The 16,365-nt window shown below is 39.6% G+C and carries 14 protein-coding genes and 1 other annotated feature; of the genes, 6 read left to right on the forward strand and 8 right to left on the reverse strand.

From position 1 onward, the window contains the following. Positions 1–3: 3 nt before the first annotated feature. From rplK to rplL, 4 genes are all read left to right on the forward strand, one after another. Positions 4–429, forward strand: coding sequence for a 50S ribosomal protein L11 (gene rplK / locus H6G77_RS15125; protein ID WP_190589092.1), 426 nt, complete (start codon positions 4–6; stop codon positions 427–429). Between the two features lie 150 nt (positions 430–579). Then, positions 580–1,296: a 50S ribosomal protein L1 gene (gene rplA, locus H6G77_RS15130; RefSeq protein WP_190589094.1), complete on the forward strand. Its 717-nt coding sequence runs from the start codon at positions 580–582 to the stop codon at positions 1,294–1,296. A 70-nt stretch (positions 1,297–1,366) separates the two neighbouring features. Further along, positions 1,367–1,533 (forward strand) — a sequence feature (ribosomal protein L10 leader region). 62 nt (positions 1,534–1,595) lie between these two features. Then, entirely contained in the window at positions 1,596–2,135 is a 540-nt protein-coding gene (rplJ, locus tag H6G77_RS15135; protein ID WP_190589097.1) for a 50S ribosomal protein L10, read from the forward strand. Positions 2,136–2,309: 174 nt separating this feature from the next. Continuing rightward, entirely contained in the window at positions 2,310–2,696 is a 387-nt protein-coding gene (gene rplL, locus H6G77_RS15140; RefSeq protein ID WP_190871978.1) for a 50S ribosomal protein L7/L12, read from the forward strand. Positions 2,697–2,882: 186 nt separating this feature from the next. Here rplL and H6G77_RS15145 read toward each other — a convergent pair whose 3' ends face one another. Next, positions 2,883–3,905, reverse strand: a complete 1,023-nt coding sequence (locus H6G77_RS15145; protein WP_190589101.1) for a PleD family two-component system response regulator — start codon at positions 3,903–3,905, stop codon at positions 2,883–2,885. A gap of 923 nt (positions 3,906–4,828) precedes the next feature. Between H6G77_RS15145 and H6G77_RS15150 the strand changes: the two genes are divergently transcribed. After that, on the forward strand, positions 4,829–5,089 hold the full coding sequence (locus H6G77_RS15150) for a chlororespiratory reduction protein 7 (protein ID WP_190589103.1): 261 nt from the start codon (positions 4,829–4,831) through the stop codon (positions 5,087–5,089). An 88-nt stretch (positions 5,090–5,177) separates the two neighbouring features. On the opposite strand, the gene H6G77_RS15155 is transcribed toward H6G77_RS15150, so the two are convergent. Beyond that, positions 5,178–5,723 carry a DUF2854 domain-containing protein gene (locus tag H6G77_RS15155; RefSeq protein ID WP_190672849.1) on the reverse strand — a complete coding sequence of 182 codons (546 nt, stop codon included), beginning with the start codon at positions 5,721–5,723 and terminating at the stop codon, positions 5,178–5,180. Positions 5,724–5,880: 157 nt separating this feature from the next. Here H6G77_RS15155 and H6G77_RS15160 point away from each other — a divergent pair, with 157 nt between their 5' ends. Next, entirely contained in the window at positions 5,881–6,063 is a 183-nt protein-coding gene (locus tag H6G77_RS15160; protein ID WP_190589107.1) for a hypothetical protein, read from the forward strand. A 130-nt stretch (positions 6,064–6,193) separates the two neighbouring features. Here the strand turns inward: H6G77_RS15160 and H6G77_RS15165 are convergent, their stop codons facing one another. From H6G77_RS15165 to H6G77_RS15190, 6 genes are all read right to left on the reverse strand, one after another. Further along, positions 6,194–6,610, reverse strand: a complete 417-nt coding sequence (locus tag H6G77_RS15165; protein WP_190589109.1) for a response regulator transcription factor — start codon at positions 6,608–6,610, stop codon at positions 6,194–6,196. Positions 6,611–6,766: 156 nt separating this feature from the next. Further along, complete coding sequence (gene ppk1, locus H6G77_RS15170; protein ID WP_190589111.1) at positions 6,767–8,977, reverse strand: polyphosphate kinase 1; 2,211 nt, start codon at positions 8,975–8,977, stop codon at positions 6,767–6,769. Between the two features lie 162 nt (positions 8,978–9,139). Then, a complete protein-coding gene (locus H6G77_RS15175) occupies positions 9,140–13,540 on the reverse strand; it encodes a carboxypeptidase regulatory-like domain-containing protein (RefSeq protein ID WP_190871979.1) in 4,401 nt (1,466 codons plus the stop codon). A 186-nt stretch (positions 13,541–13,726) separates the two neighbouring features. Beyond that, complete coding sequence (locus H6G77_RS15180) at positions 13,727–14,617, reverse strand: molecular chaperone (protein WP_190589116.1); 891 nt, start codon at positions 14,615–14,617, stop codon at positions 13,727–13,729. A gap of 19 nt (positions 14,618–14,636) precedes the next feature. After that, a complete protein-coding gene (locus H6G77_RS15185) occupies positions 14,637–15,116 on the reverse strand; it encodes a hypothetical protein (RefSeq protein WP_190871980.1) in 480 nt (159 codons plus the stop codon). Positions 15,117–15,297: 181 nt separating this feature from the next. Continuing rightward, on the reverse strand, positions 15,298–15,894 hold the full coding sequence (locus H6G77_RS15190; protein ID WP_190589119.1) for a hypothetical protein: 597 nt from the start codon (positions 15,892–15,894) through the stop codon (positions 15,298–15,300). Between the last annotated feature and the right edge of the window lie 471 nt (positions 15,895–16,365).

Consider the following 16,365-nt stretch of genomic DNA (forward strand, 5'->3'; position numbering starts at 1 on the left):
CAAATGGCGAAAAAAGTAGTAGCGGTCATTAAACTGGCCCTGAATGCTGGAAAAGCCAACCCAGCACCACCAGTTGGCCCCGCATTGGGTCAACATGGTGTGAACATCATGATGTTCTGCAAAGAGTACAACGCCAAAACAGCCGATCAAGCTGGTATGGTTATCCCTGTAGAAATCTCCGTTTATGAAGACCGGAGTTTTACATTTGTACTCAAAACCCCACCAGCATCAGTATTGATTCGCAAAGCAGCGAAAATCGAAAGAGGTTCCAACGAACCCAACAAAAAGAAAGTTGGTTCCATTACCAAAGCGCAATTGCGGGAAATTGCTCAAACCAAATTACCCGACCTCAACGCCAACGACATCGACGCGGCAATGAACATTGTGGCCGGAACCGCTAAAAACATGGGCGTTACCATTACTGAATAGTACAAGAAGGCAGGAGGCAGAAGGCAGAAGGAAAGAATACAACTTCGCACTCAGCACGGGCTAAACGCCCCGCTACCGCTAACAGCACTCAGCACTTAAAAAACTATCGGGGGAGAAGCCAAGCTTCGCCATTGACCCCAGGAGAAAAAAATGACAAAAAAAATATCACGTCGCTTGCGAGAACTGCAAGCAAAAGTAGAGGATAGGGACTACGCGCCCATAGAAGCTTTAACACTACTCAAAGAAACAGCAACAGCAAAATTCCCCGAAGCCGCCGAAGCGCATATCCGGCTGGGAATTGACCCCAAGTATACAGACCAACAGTTGCGGACAACGGTAGCACTACCCAAAGGCACAGGGCAAATTGTCAGGGTAGCAGTTATCGCTAGAGGTGAAAAAGTCACAGAAGCAACCAACGCTGGTGCTGATATTGTTGGTTCGGAAGAATTGATTGACGAAATCCAAAAAGGGATGATGGATTTCGATAAACTCATTGCTACACCAGATGTCATGCCACAGGTAGCGAAACTAGGTAAATTATTAGGCCCCCGTGGTTTGATGCCATCCCCCAAAGGTGGTACAGTAACATTTGACATTGCAAGTGCGATCGCTGAATTCAAAGCTGGTAAATTAGAATTCCGGGCTGACCGTACAGGTATTGTTCATGTTATGTTTGGTAAGGCAGGTTTCTCCCCAGAAGATTTGTTAGTAAACTTGAAGGCGTTACAAGAAACAATTGACCGTAACCGTCCTTCGGGAGCAAAAGGCCGCTATTGGCGAACCTTCTATGTATCTGCTACGATGGGGCCTGCAATTAAAGTTGACATCACCGCTTTACGGGATTTAAAACTGACCGAAGCTGCATAAGAAATGGGAATAGGGTTGAGGGGGTAGGAGAGCAAAACCCTACTCACTACTCCCAACTCACCACTCCCCTAAAACTAAATAGTTCAAACCGGAGACAGCAGGTGCGAATAGCTTAATATCCTGCCGAGGTTAAAACTCTCACTGCCTGAAGTACTACCTACAAGGCGTAGACACTACAGCGTCAAGAGTTTTGCTGCGAAACCCCGGTTCAAAAAACTGGGGTTTATTGTTTTTGGTTGTTCAGAACTACAACACACAAGCAGGGAAATCGCTGATTTTGCCCTTGGAGGTGAAACAAGATGGGTAGAACGTTAGAAAACAAACAAGAAATAGTAGCTGACCTCAAACAATCTTTGAGTGAGTCAACTTTAGCACTGGTAATTGAATACCAAGGGCTAACAGTTGCCGAAATCACAGATTTGCGGCGGCGGCTGCGTCCTACAGGCACTACTTGTAAGGTAACAAAAAATACCTTAATGGGTATTGCCATTCAAGAAGACGAAAAATGGCAACCACTGTCTGAGTTGCTGAAAGGTTCTTCTGCCTTTTTATTAGTCAAAGAAGATTTCTCTTCAGCAATTAAGGCTTACCAAGACTTCCAAAAAGCCACCAAGAAAACCGAAATGCGTGGCGGTGTCATGGAAGGCCGTCTGCTGAAAGAAGCTGATGTCAAGGCTTTAGGAGACTTGCCATCCAAAGAACAACTCATGGGTCAAATTGCTGGAGCTATCAACGCATTGGCTACCAAAATTGCTGTTGGTATCAACGAAGTTCCTGGTGGCTTGGCTCGTGCTTTGCAAGCTGTGGCTGAACAAGAACAAGGAAGCGCGGCTGAATAAAGTATGAAGTATGAAGTATGAAGTGTGAAATAAGCCGATTATTCAAAAATGGCTTATTTACTGATTTTTTTCATTCTTTAGACTTCTTTAGTCAAGAGTCAATAGTCAGTGGTAATCACAAATGACAAATGACAAATGACAAATTAACTAATCAAACATTACGGAGTTACATCAATGTCTGCAACAACCGATAACATTTTAGAACAGTTGAAATCCTTGACCTTACTAGAAGCTGCTGAATTAGTTAAGCAAATTGAAGAAGCTTTTGGTGTAAGTGCTGCTGCTCCCGTTGGTGTAGCTGTTGCGGCTCCTACTGGTGCTGTTGCTGCTGAACCTGTTGAAGAAAAAACAGAGTTCGACGTAATTCTGGAATCTGTTCCTGCTGATAAGAAGATTGCCGTACTGAAGATTGTACGTGAGTTGACTGGTCTAGGCTTGAAAGAAGCTAAAGACTTGGTAGAAGCTGCTCCTAAGCCAATCAAAGAAGCGATCGCTAAAGAAGCTGCTGAAGATGCTAAGAAACGGATTGAAGAAGCTGGCGGTAAAGTTACCGTTAAATAGTTCCAGTTTCAATACTTGTTTTTAACTAAGAAGCCTAAATAGGCTTCTTTTTTGTATTGTTATTCATTATTTTTCTAGCCATAGCCACAGCAGTTATACCAATTTTATGAGAGGCTGCACTATAGAAATCCTGTAGAGATGTTGTACACAACGTCTCTACAAAAACTGTTAATGCTGTCCCCTACTTTATCTGAGAATAATCCGATTACGCCCTTCAGCCTTGGCGGTGTAAAGTGCTTTATCTGCGGCCACAATCAAATCAGAAGGTGAAGATTCCCATGTAGGAGTTAGGGTAGCTACGCCGATACTCAGCGTGACATACTCATTTACCGCAGACGCATCGTGAACAATTTGTAAGTTGTTAACACCGGCTTGCATTGCCGTGGCTACATGAAATGCACCAGCAGCAGGAGTATTTGGCATAACTACAGCAAATTCTTCGCCACCATAACGAGCTACTAAATCATGATGTTTTTGTGCATTTTTGCTCAAAACAGCACCCACTCTCTGCAAACAAACATCCCCGGCTGGATGACCATATTGATCGTTATAAAACTTGAAATAATCAATATCACATAAGATTAATGACAGAGGAGATTCTTCCTGTGCTAAATTTATCCATTGAGTATTCAGATATTCATCAAAACGACGGCGATTAGCCAGACCTGTTAAGCCATCAACATTAGCAAGTTGTTGTAAAGCTAGGTTGGCTGCTTCTAATTGTTTATATACTTGCGCTTGTTGTAGTAGACGACGTAAACGCTGGCGCAAAACTGCCCAATGAATTGGCTTGGTAACATAATCAGAGGCTCCTGCTTCAAAAGCACGGTCTACAGATTCTGCATCATTCAAACTCGTAATCATTAATATAGGTGTGCGTTCCCATAATTTGGAAATCACGGTGTTGCCTGTAGCAGAGTCAGTATCAAGATTTGCCAATGCTGACATCAGATTATTTCTGGCAATTTGGAGCAGGTTTTTACAACAAGTAAAGCCATCCATAACAGGCATGATTGCATCTAGTAATACTATGTCGGGTTTGACAGTCTCATAGGCATCTAAACACTGCTTGCCATCTGCAACCTCAACAACTCGATAGCCTTCTTGTTCCATAGCTTCACGCAACAGCAAGCGGATGGTCTTATCATCATCAGCCACCAGAATTACTGGAGGTTGTTTAGGTAGAGAAAATGAGCTTAAGCCTGACATGAATTGCGTTCCACAGAAAATGAAAGTATCGACGAAGAGTAAGCTGGAAAACCTGCATAACACAAAAAGATAGCCATTGAGTAAGATTTTGTGACAGTCAATCTTACTGGAAGGCAACTAGCTGACAGTTCATGACCGCAGTAAAGCTTGGTAGTACTGCAATGGTCTATGTTTTGTAAGATGTTTGAATTTCCCCGTCGAGTGAGTGCTTGTTAGCACTACTGACTGATCATGGAGGGTGCGATCGCACAATTTTGCCATCATGGCTAGAAATTTTCTACCCAACCTGTCCGACTGCACAATCAATTTTTTTAGGCAAAGAGAATATTTAATCAGCTTTAGTAAAGAAAAATTTAGATAAATTGGTTTCATAGACAATTTACTGACAAGGGAAAAGCAATTTTTACTTGGGTTGCTCTAGCTTTGCAAAGAAGGCTTATGATTATATTTCCCCAGTGACGTGACTCAGTTACTATCCAGATAAAACTTTAACTCTATAAGAATTTTCATTAGATTCTCAACTGACTTTAGGCAAATACTCAGCAGATTCTTAGCTATGACAAGGTATAGCTGAGAAAACAACTAAACTAAGTCTGAAAAACGCTAGAACGTCCTTGATTACTACCTTTAGGGAAATCTCAGACCTTTAAATTGATGAGCAATTACCCAGATTAAACAGTGTTAATATCAAGCTGTACAAAAAACTTTATTTTTTAAAGGTCAACTTACTTTCGAGTTAAGTAAAATTGCTGATTTCAATCTGCATAATTGGGAGGTAACAAAAAATCATAGATAAGCTTTTAAATAATCTTTATTTAAATACTAGAATATACGAAGTCACACTTACAGAAAAATTGTTTAAATAATCTTATTACCGCTAAAATATTTAATAAAAATAAATTTAAATTAACTCAATTACTGCTATGCCAGACTCTTTAATGTATCAACAAGATAACTTTGTGGTGTTAGAAACTAACCAACCAGAACAATTTCTCACAGCATCAGAGTTATTTGACAAGCTGAAAACAGTTTTACAGACCATCAATTCTCAAGATTTACCACCAGATTTACAAAATATTGAGTCTTTAGAAGCTAGAGTTCAATATCTCATCGATACTAGTTGCGAATTGGATGTTGGTGCGGGTCAATATTTGCAGTGGTATGCAGTTCGGTTAGAAAAGTGATTGTCGGTCAATCGTCATTAGGCGATCACACAGTCAATAGCTAATAATTAATATTTATTGCTATTGACCATTGACTATTGACTATTGACTATTGACTAGTAACCAACGCTAACTCTATTTTATCTGCATCGGGCTGAGTGATTTTGATCTCTACTCCAGGGCCAAAGTAACTGGTCATTTTTTCTTGTTTTTGTTGCCAAACATGAATGGGTATATCAGGAGAATCAAATTCTAAAATTAAGGTGTAAGCACCATTAGTTTCTTCTTCCCTTAAACCTGTAACAATTGGTCTTTCTTCGTCGGTGGGGCTGAGACCTAAGTAAGAAAGTGCTGCATCCAAGTGAGCATCTTGACCATAACAATACCGAGTGATGTCTTTGCGGATTTTATTTTGCGTGACAGTTGCTTGCTGCTCACGCAGAGATAATACCGATGGTGCTGTGACTTGGCTGAAGGGTATTGGTTTAAGTTCATTGGCTTTGAGTGCTAGTCCCCCCAATAACAAGGGAAAACCATAAAAAAACCCTACAAGATTGAGAGTGGCATTATTCGCAGCATAGGCAATGAAGCCAACAAGGGTTAATATGCTACCAACTGTTAAACCTAGAGTTCCCAAAGAGATTTGGCGTAACATGAGCAGAAGATAATATTTATTAAGACATTAGTTTTATTATCATCGGCTATGTGTCACAGATGATGACAGCCGTATAACTTTCGTCGAGTTGTTCAAGCTTTGCCTGATTTTGCGCTAACTTTAAACTGGACTGTAGTTAATCAAAGGCAGATAAACAATGGATTTACAAACTATAAAAGAACGAGTTGCGGCAGTTCAAAGCAAACGCGACTATCTTTTGAGTCTCTTAGAACAGCCAAATTTAGGAACTTTGAGAATAGATGTCAATCAAGCTTTAGAAGAACTAGATGACTTACTTGATGAATATAAACGTACTATCCCAGAAACGGGAAATAATTAATTTGTACTAAAAATTGCGTCGGTATCTCTGATAATACAAAAGTGATGCCGACGCTTCTCAATAACAAAACATTACTAGCTCTCCACCCATGAGCCAAGGCTAAGTCAACATAGCATTTGCGCCAAATTATTTATCGCATAATTTCACTGTCGCCTCTACGTTTGCCTAATTGTCTGACTAAAGCGATGAGTTCAGAGGTTGAGACATCTTTTTTACAAAAATCATCGAAATTAGCCATTCCTGTGGCGCGAGGAGATTTAGCCTCTTCTACTGAAGAGTAAGCAAGTATTTGAGTCTGGGGAGAAATGGCTTTAATTTGACTCGAAGCACTCCACCCGTCCATGATGGGCATTTGTAAATCTAAAACAATCACATCAGGACGACAGCATTTTACCATTTCGATCGCTTCTTGACCGTTACTCGCTAACCCCACAACTTGAATATTCTCTTGACAAGAAAAAGCCAATTGTAGGGTTAGACGAGTTAGTTCATGGTCATCAACCACGAGAACACGTAACACAGAAGACTCACAGGAGAGCATTAACATTCAAGGGTAAAAAATTAGTGACAACAATGTTTATAGTTTATGAGAGCTAGTCCCGATAATTACTCTATCTTATGGTTGATAACTCCTGTTTTATCAACCAATTTACATAGAGAAAATACGGAAAAATTAAACTTTACTAAAAAAATCAAATTTTTACTAGTTATCAGTGTAGGAAAAACTCTTTTGAGCATCTAGTAAATTCGGTGTTCCGCCTGTAGAACGGAGTGCCATATTCATCAGAGTTATTTGTGAATGTGTTTCGGGACAATCATCTCCGGGACGGCGTTGGATATAAGTACCATCAGCTTGTAATTCCCAAGCTTGGCGGTTATCTGCCAGCATAATTCCTAAGATTTCTTGCAAATCTTTAGCAATATCTTGATCTTTGATTGGGGTAATCACTTCCACTCGCCGATCTAAGTTGCGGCGCATCCAGTCGGCACTACCAATATAGATTTCTTCTTGACCATTGTTGTAGAAATAATAGACGCGGGAATGTTCTAAAAAGCGACCGACAATGCTGATTATGCGAATGTTTTCACTGATGTCCTTGATTCCTGGACGTAAACAGCAAATGCCCCTAATAATCAAATCGATTTGTACACCAGCGCGGGAAGCTTCGTATAAAGTGGCGATGATTTGTGGGTCAACAAGGGAGTTCATTTTGGCAACAATGCGCCCAGAAAAACCATTTTTGACATTTTCGATTTCGCGCTGAATTAAAGACAAAAAGCGATCGCGCATATTCACAGGTGCAACTAATAATTCTCGATAGGATTTTTGCCGGGAATAGCCAGTTAAAAAATTAAACAAATCTGTAATATCAGCGCCTAATTCTTCACGACAACTAAACAATCCTAAATCGGTATATAGTCTTGCAGTTTTAGGGTTATAATTTCCTGTGCCGATATGCACATAACGACGCATTCTGTCTTTTTCGCGCCGCACTACCATCACGGTTTTGCAATGGGTTTTTAAACCAACTAACCCATAGACAACGTGTACTCCCACCCGTTCTAAACGCCTAGCCCAGTAAATATTATTTTCTTCATCAAATCGGGCTTTTAATTCTACTAAGACTGATACTTGCTTGCCATTTTCAGCCGCAGCAATTAAAGCATTAACGATTGGCGAATCACCGGAAGTCCGGTAAAGGGTCATTTTGATGGCCAGTACATTCGGGTCATGGGCTGCATGGGTGATAAACCGCACCACTGTTGCGGAAAAAGATTGATAAGGATGGTGGACGAAAAGATCCTTTTCCCTAATCACCGAAAAAAAATCTTTGCCTTCTTCCATTTCCAACACATCTTCATCTACATTCGGTTCGCGCAACCTTTGTAGACGAGAAGGAACAACAGATTGACGGGGGGGATCTTTCAGTTCTGGCAAAGGTAAAGCCAGAAAATACATCAAATCGCGTAAACCCAATAAACCATCGACCTCATAAACATCGCTGTCGGTTAAATCTAAATCTTGTAATAACCTTGTGCGGATTGGTTCTGGGGTTTGGGATTGAATTTCGATTCTGACGGGACTACCACCAATCCGGCGTTTGCGTAATTCTTGTTCAATGGCTAACAACAAATCATCGGCTTCATCTTCTTCCAATGCTAAATCAGCATCACGGGTAATGCGGAAGGGATGGTATTCTTGGATATTCATCCCTGGAAACAGAGTGTGTAGGTTATGAGCGATCGCTTGTTCTAAAGGTACACCTGTCCAGTTGGCTGTATGGCCATTTTCTTGAATACCCAACTCTGGCGGTAAAGGCAAAAATCTGGGTAACACGCTTGGGACTTTGACTCTGGCGAAAAATTCTTCTTCGGTATCTGGGTTTTTGACCACCACTGCCAAATTTAAACTGAGATTGGAAATGTAGGGGAAAGGATGGCTAGGGTCAACGGCCAAAGGAGTCAAAACGGGAAAGATTTGTTCTTCAAAATAATTATCTAAATAAGTCCGTTGTTTTTGGTTTAAATTAATGTAGTCCAGGATATGAATGCCGTGGTTGGCTAGTAGCGGACGCAAGACTTCTTCAAAATGCTGATGCTGTTTAACTACTTGCGGGCTAAGGTGCAACCGAATATCATCTAACTGTTGTTGCGGGGTACGGCCATCGGGTGTTAACTGAGTTACCTTTGCTTCTACTTGTTGCTTTAAAGCAGCAATTCGCACCATGAAAAACTCATCTAAATTAGAACTGAAGATAGCTAAAAACTTCAGTCTTTCTAAAAGTGGTGTGCGTGAGTCAAAGGCTTCATGCAACACTCTGTTATTAAATTCCAGCCAGCTTAACTCTCGGTTGATATAGTATTGTGGATCATTGAGATTGATGGGATTGGCAATCTTTTTGGATTTCGGCATGACGATCTGCGGGTAGCCAGAAGTAGCCCACAAGGCTGAAGAACAATAAACATAGTAGTGGAAATTTGTAATTGCCGAGAAGTTGCTTTTTTACAAAAGTCAGATAATTGGGATTTTAAATTTGGGATTTTGAATTAATTTGCTAGTAAAACACAAAAAACGTTACTTTTCTTTAGTTTCCTTTGCGGCTGTAGAAATTGGTAATTGTAGATTTTGGTCATAGACGAACTCGTTGTGAATAGTGACATCGCGTTTGGGGAAAGTCTCACTATTGGCGATCGCTTCTTGGGGTGGAATTCGCAATGTATACTTACCAACAGGCACACCATCTACACGATACAATCCAAATTCGTCAGTCATCGCTGCTAAAACTTCTGTACCATCAAGATTGACGAGTTCTACCCGGACATCAGACATGGGTTGACCTGCAACATCAGTAATTCTGCCTGCTAAACCATATTCTAATCTGGCAGTAAAATCTACATTCGTTACACCTGCCATTCCCACCTCAGCTACACGGCTGGTTTTTTGTACGGTGAGTTCTACAGGTAATTGTTCTGGGTCAACTTCGACGCGATAGACACCTTCTGGTAAACCGCCAACAAAGAAGTTACCACTAGAGTCTGTTTTTGCACCACCCACAGGTTTGTTGTGGTTATTGATGACTCTGACACTAGCGCCTTGTAAATCATAACCTTGATTTTCGCCTGAGACAGCAATGCGTCCCGCGATCGCACCACGGTCTTTACCAAGAGAACTAAAGCTACTAGGAACAGCCCGACCACCAGCAAATGACAAGTCTGAGACTAATGATACCGTCAGGCGATCGTCATTAAATCCGCCAAAAGCATTTCTTCTCCCAGCAAAGGGAATTCCTTGATATTCAACCCTGGCGAATAATCCCGGTAGTACTTGCATACTCGCACCAACAATCGGGCCAAAATTACCCTCACGGTAAGCCAACCCCATTCGCCAACTCAGTTGTCTAATACTTGCAGGACTATAGTTCAACGTCGCTGTATAGCGAGTAGCATAATTACCACCAAAATCAGTACCTAAAGAAACTTGATAGTTACGATTAAAGTTATAACTTAAATCACTAGCATATCTATCTCCATAAGTATTAAAAGATAGTCGTGCCGCATGATTTACTTGATAATAAGCATTGAATAAATACTGCCCAGTAATATCAGGTCTACCACTTAAAGATAAACGAGTAAAAGGTTGTAGAAAGAAAGTTGGTGATATATATTCATTTGTATCCGTACCGCTTTTACGACTACGTGCTAGAAACCCTAACTGAAACTTATTATTAAATCGATAACTTACTTCTGCACTATGGTTAAAGAACTCACCAGAGTTTTTTCCATTCCGATATCCGTTGGGATAAGACTGGGAATTAGCCGTAATATCTAACTGTCCTAATTGAATATCTAAATCTGTGTTATAAGCTAACTTGCCAAAAGAATTACCCACACTAGCAGATAAAACCACAGGATTAGCTACCCGCCAAACTAATCCAGCTTGGCTTTGAATTGTATCAGGGATCGCTTGTACAGAACCTTCAAAAGTTAAATTATTAGAAATACCTTGGCGAATTTGGTAAAATCCAGCAAATTGCCCAGCATCAGTACCATTGTTATTATCAAACAAAGAATTTTGGACTAAATTTCCAGTTAAACCCACCCCAGCTAATTGAACATTACCACCTGCTGGTAATAATAAATCAGAAGCATTAATTCTCACAGAACGGATTTCACTAGGAACATTTAAATTATTCCGGTCAAAAACTAAAATTTCAATTTGATTATTTTGTCCAACAGGTAAATTAACATCAACAAACTCATATCTACCATCAAACCCTACCTGTTGCTGTGCTACAACAACTCCAGAAACCCTCAGTTGTACAAAACTTGCGGCTGGAACTACACCTTGGAAAGTTTGTAAAGGTCGAGAACGTCTTGGTAATAACTCATTCGCATTGTTAGTTTGATTAAAGCGATTTGTTGGTATATTTGTATAACCGAATTGCGCTCCGGTCAAATTCAGACTATTTACTAATGGGTTAATACCAATTTGTTGCCGACCGACTTGATAAAGAAATCTACCATTGCGTTTATAGTAAAAATATTCTGATACATCAGGAGAGTTTTCAAAATTATTATTTACCCTTACACGCCATAAACCACCTGCTAATCTGCCACCCAGTAATGTAGAACTGCGTAAGTTGACATCGCCAGCATTATTAACAATATTTAACTCTTGCCTTAAATTAGAAAAACCATTGAGTGGTGCAAATACATCTGGTTGTAAGTTAACTGCTTGGTTTGTATATGCTGTGCCATCACCCCGCCAAGGTAAGTCAATAATTAAAGCCAGATCCAAAGAATTAAATTCAATATTTGTCGAGAGTTTTTCTCTAACAAAGGCATCACTAATATAGTTGATACCTTTAAAATTTTGAATATCACTCTCTGCAAGATTAATTGTACCTAAAGGCGTATTTAAATATGTATTGTTATCTTTTGTCTCTACTGTAAAACCAGCAAGTTTAGCAAAGTCATCCAAAGGTAGAAGCAAGGTATTTCCTTGGCGGATAACATCTAAGCTTCCTACTTCTTTTCGATTAATAATTACTCCTAGCAATAAATTCTCTAAATTTGAGCTTGCTGTTTGGGTAAAAGTGATACGTGAGTTGTCATCTATATTTAAGATATTTTTACTAACATCTACTCCTTGTTTTGGCGGTTGTACTTCAGCAGGTTTAGTGTTGGGTTGTGGAGTTGATTCTGTGGCTGAACTTGGTGCAGGAGTAGTGTTAGTAGCTGTTTTTTGCGGAACCTGTGGATGAGCTGGTTGTTTTGTTAAAAATGCTGATAAATCTTCTGATTTTTTAGATGTCTGGCTGTTAGTAGGAACTTCAGACGGTACATTGGCAACTTTATATTGAAGTGATGAATTAGATGGTTGTTTTGTTAAAAATGCTGCTAAGTCATGCGAATTTATCGAAGTTTCGCTAGTTGCGGCGGTAGATTCTGTTGTTGTGACATCAGGAAACTGTGATTGAGGTGTTTGTTTTGCTAAAAAAGTACCAAAATTATCAACATTTGTATCAGTTTCGTTGGTAGCTACTTCAGAGAGTGCTGTAATTGTTTGCGATCTTTGTTTATTAACAAAAGTTGCCAAGTCTTCTGGTGCTTTAGCGGCAATTGTCGCTGAAGCTGAGGCTGTTGTATTTTGACGCTGTTGCGGTTGTTTAGTTAAAAAACCAGTTAATTCTTCCGGTGTTTTGGCTGCATCCGCATTACTAGCAACTTCAACTTTAGTATTTTGTGGTTGTGGTGGTTGTTTTAATTTTGTGGAGTCATTCTCACTATTAGCAACTTTGACCGGTGCTGTAGTTCTTCGACGTTGAACTGATGTTTTTGGTTTGGTTTTGTTATCAAAAGTTGTCGTCGCAACTTGAGTCGGTGTTTTGACTTTGCGTTGAACAGAAGTTTGTGCTGGTTTTTTGGTGGTTGATGCTGAGTTGTCAGATGTTGTCGTAGCAACTTGAGTTGGTGCTTTGACTTTCTGTTGTACAGAAGCTTGTGCTGGTTTTTTTGTAGTTGCTGCTGAGTTGTCAGATGTTGTCGTAGCAACTTGAGTTGGTGCTTTGACTTTCTGTTGTACAGAAGCTTGTGCTGGTTTTTTTGTAGTTGCTGCTGAGTTGTCAGATGTTGTCGTAGCAACTTGAGTTGGTGCTTTGACTTTCTGTTGTACAGAAGCTTGTGCTGGTTTTTTTGTAGTTGCTGCTGAGTTGTCAGATGTTGTCGTAGCGACTTGAGTCGGTGCTTTGACTTTACGTTGTACAGAAGCTTGTGCTGGTTTTTCTGTAGTTGCTGCTGAGTTCTCAGGTGTTGTTGTAGCGAATTGAGTCGGTGCTTTGACTTTCTGTTGTACCGAAGCTTGTACTGGTTGTTCTGTAGTTGCTGCTGAGTTCTCAGGTGTTGTTGTAGCGAATTGAGTGGGTGCTTTGACTTGCTGTTGCGGTGAAGGCTGTGCTGGTTGTTCCGTAGACAAAGCCACCAAGTTACTCGGTTTTTTTGGAGTTTCGCTGGTAGTAGTAACTTTAGAAGGTGCTTTGACTGGTTTGCATTTAACTAATTGCTTAGTTAATAAATCTGGAGACTCTTCTGATATTGCTGAACTTGCACTAATTGAAACTGTTGGTGCAGAATTTGTTGCTGTTGTGCATTTATCAAGTTCTTGGGTTGATGTGTTCGATACTTCGGGAATTCCGCTTGTAAACGAAATATCAGAAAGTATTGTACCTTTCGTACTGCGTTGAACTGGTACTTCACCAGAATTACTTTCAGCAGATGATTCTTGTTCCTCTACGCCATTGGTAGAAAATTCTGCTTCTGGTGTAGTTTCTGGTGGAAGTGGAGTCGCTACTGTATGTCGCGCAGTTTTATAAGCTGGGTTTGCACTATTTTTATCTGGCGCTGTAATAGGAGCATCTTGCGCGGGTAGAGTAGTAACTTCTGCTGGTGGTAAAGGTGGTGAAGCTTGGTAGATCATACTTGTATACACATGCTGGTATGACAGCCTAAAAAAGTTATAGGCTGGAAGTTGATTGCAGAGACAGACAAGGTAACTAATTTAAAAAACTAGAGAATTTTGGTTAGATAACTGGCAAAATCTAGATAATGTGAGGAGAGATTAGAAGATTACCAGAAGTGAGAAAATCAATTCTTAAACAGTATATTATTTACTTCTGGCTGTAACTGTAAAAGGAATACCCTTATCAATTGCACTGCCATTTAAATCACCATTCACATCTAAAACATATTGCCCAGGAGGCAGTTTTTTGGTGATATTTAGTATTAATTGACGGCGCGTACCTGGCAAAACAGGTGTTGAAGGTAGCATTCCAGCATCCAATACACCATCTGGCTTCTTATTTTTTTCTGCTTGCAAGTTAGCTATTTGCTTAGTACCACTTGCACCAGGATATTTATTAGCAGACCAAACAGCATATTGACCATTCATTCGCACATAAGCATTACCTTGGCTAGAAATGTCAAATGCAGCTTTTAAATTATTAGATTTACTATCAACCGAAATTGAATTCAGAACACCTACTTTTTTGATACTGCCAACATAACCATAGACAGCAACACCAAAACGTCCTAAAACTTTAACGCCAGAACTGGGTTTTTTCTCCTGGTTAGACTTGACTTCTTCGACAAAGATTAAAGCACGGTGTTCTCCAGCTTGAGGTTTAACACGAGGACGAACTGAAAAACGCACGGTTTGGGTTTTGCCAGGAGGAAGAGTAAAGCTGACAGGGTTGACAGTAATCCAGTTATCTAGAGATTGCTCGGTTGATTTTACAGGCTGAATTTCATTTTCTTCGTTAAGCATCCAACCTTGGATATAAATCCTAAATGTTGCAGGTTGATTATCAATATTCACGACACGAAAAACCTGAGTTTTAGGTTTTTTATCATCAAGTTTTAATTCAAACCTGGGCGGGCTAACTCCAATTGCTATTGCCAGGACATGGTTGCAATTAAAAGCAAATGTGCTTAGAGTTAATAGCGCGGTAGCCCCAATTTTATAAAGTCTATTCACTAATTCTTGCTGCTGATTCATTGGTTAATTGCGTTAATATTTAAATCCCAGTAAATGTCATCTTTAATATTCCTGAATAGGAGCCAGAAGTCTTAATATCGGAAAAATCTAATTTAAAAGTGGCTCCTCCTTCTAGAATCCTCTTCGCAGAATTAGGATCTAAAGTTGGGTTAATGGGAATAATAGAAACTTTGATTTCTTCACTAATACCTTCTTTACTTAGACTATTCTCACTTCCATTAGCTGAAGTCAAATCATAACTAACAGATATTTGATTTTCATCTTGACTTGCTGTAAGTTCTAATTGCCAGAGTTTTTGGATTGTACGATCCACTGTTGTAGTCAGTGTAGGTGTTGGTAACGATGGGTTGATTAAGTTGGTTTCTATTTTGCCATTGCCTACTTGATTAGACCCTTCAGTGAAAACTTCATTGACTTTGATTGGATCTAGAGTAATTTTACTACCGGGCAAACTAAATTGCCCCCAAGTTTTGGGCTGATACAAGAGAAATACAGACAAAAATGTGCTAATAAATAGTAGGCGTTTCATCAGATGCTTACCTGACTAAATCAAAGAATGACCTTGAGATATTAAGTTCTGGGAAGAGCATTTAACCTAATGTCATAATTTTGCTCTGAGCCAGAACTTGCCATTTTTACCTATTGGTTTAGATGCAACTCAAGGCCAAAATTTACTATGTCTAAATACCTGTAGCTGTGATTCTCAAAGCTTCTCCTGCTGGTGGAGAGTATGTACCAGATGCTAAGGCGTTTGCGAAGTTAAATCCAAACTGTACATTTCCCAGAATGGGATCTTCGCTTGTATCAAGACCCGGAGCAGCAGCTGATTGAGCTGAGGTAGGTGAGATTACAGAAATGGTTATCTGATTGCTAGATGAGGTATCACCATTCAGATAAAGTATTCCAGAACCGTTATATGCAACGCTATGTTCAATCTGATTATTTGTACCAGTACTTGTACCCCAAATTTTATAAACTAAAACGTCCCCTGTTTGTATCGTTCCTGAAGTAGCAGTTAAGGTACCAGGATCAGGAAGAGGTGTATCAACGCTACCATCAGAGGTAAAGTTTCCAACGGTGTTTTGAGGAACTCCAAAAAACTCTGAGCTATTTGGTTTAAAAGTCAGGCTTTGGTAAGTTTGGATGTAAATAATCTCTGGTACTTCGACTTGGATTGGTACATCAACAAATGCTGCTTTAACAGGTGCAGATAGTAAAGTATTTGCCAGAGAGGCTGCACCGAGAGTAACTGCTGCTAATAAGAAGTTCTTTTTCATGGGGGCTAAATAATTACTCTTTAGAAAAAGATGACAAAATCAATGTAGCCGTTGTAGCAAAAATAGCACCTCAGAGAATTTACCAAAGTCTACGCATTTTACATATATTTCCCTTGTTGATAATTCTCTATAAAGTTACTGTAAAAGCATATTTTTTTATGCCTAATTACTTCTTAAGTATTTTGATATAAGCTGAGTTAATATTTTTCTGTCTACAGTGAAAATACTATTCTTGCGCTAGGTAAAATATGATTTTATCAAGCAGTTTATAAGTTAAATTTAGGATGCGGTTGTAAAGTTTTTACTAAATTAACTGCTACGTTGATAAATTTAGAATCAAGATATTTGGTTTTGGTTTAACTAGGACTTAAGCAGTAAGACGAAAAATTAAGGATTTGGGATAGTTTCAAGGGGTATGGGAGTGTAAGACCTTGTAATCTAATATATTCTTAGCTATTAGTGACTGTTATC

The organism is Aulosira sp. FACHB-615 (assembly GCF_014698045.1).
In the GTDB taxonomy this organism is placed as follows: Bacteria; Cyanobacteriota; Cyanobacteriia; order Cyanobacteriales; family Nostocaceae; genus Nostoc_B.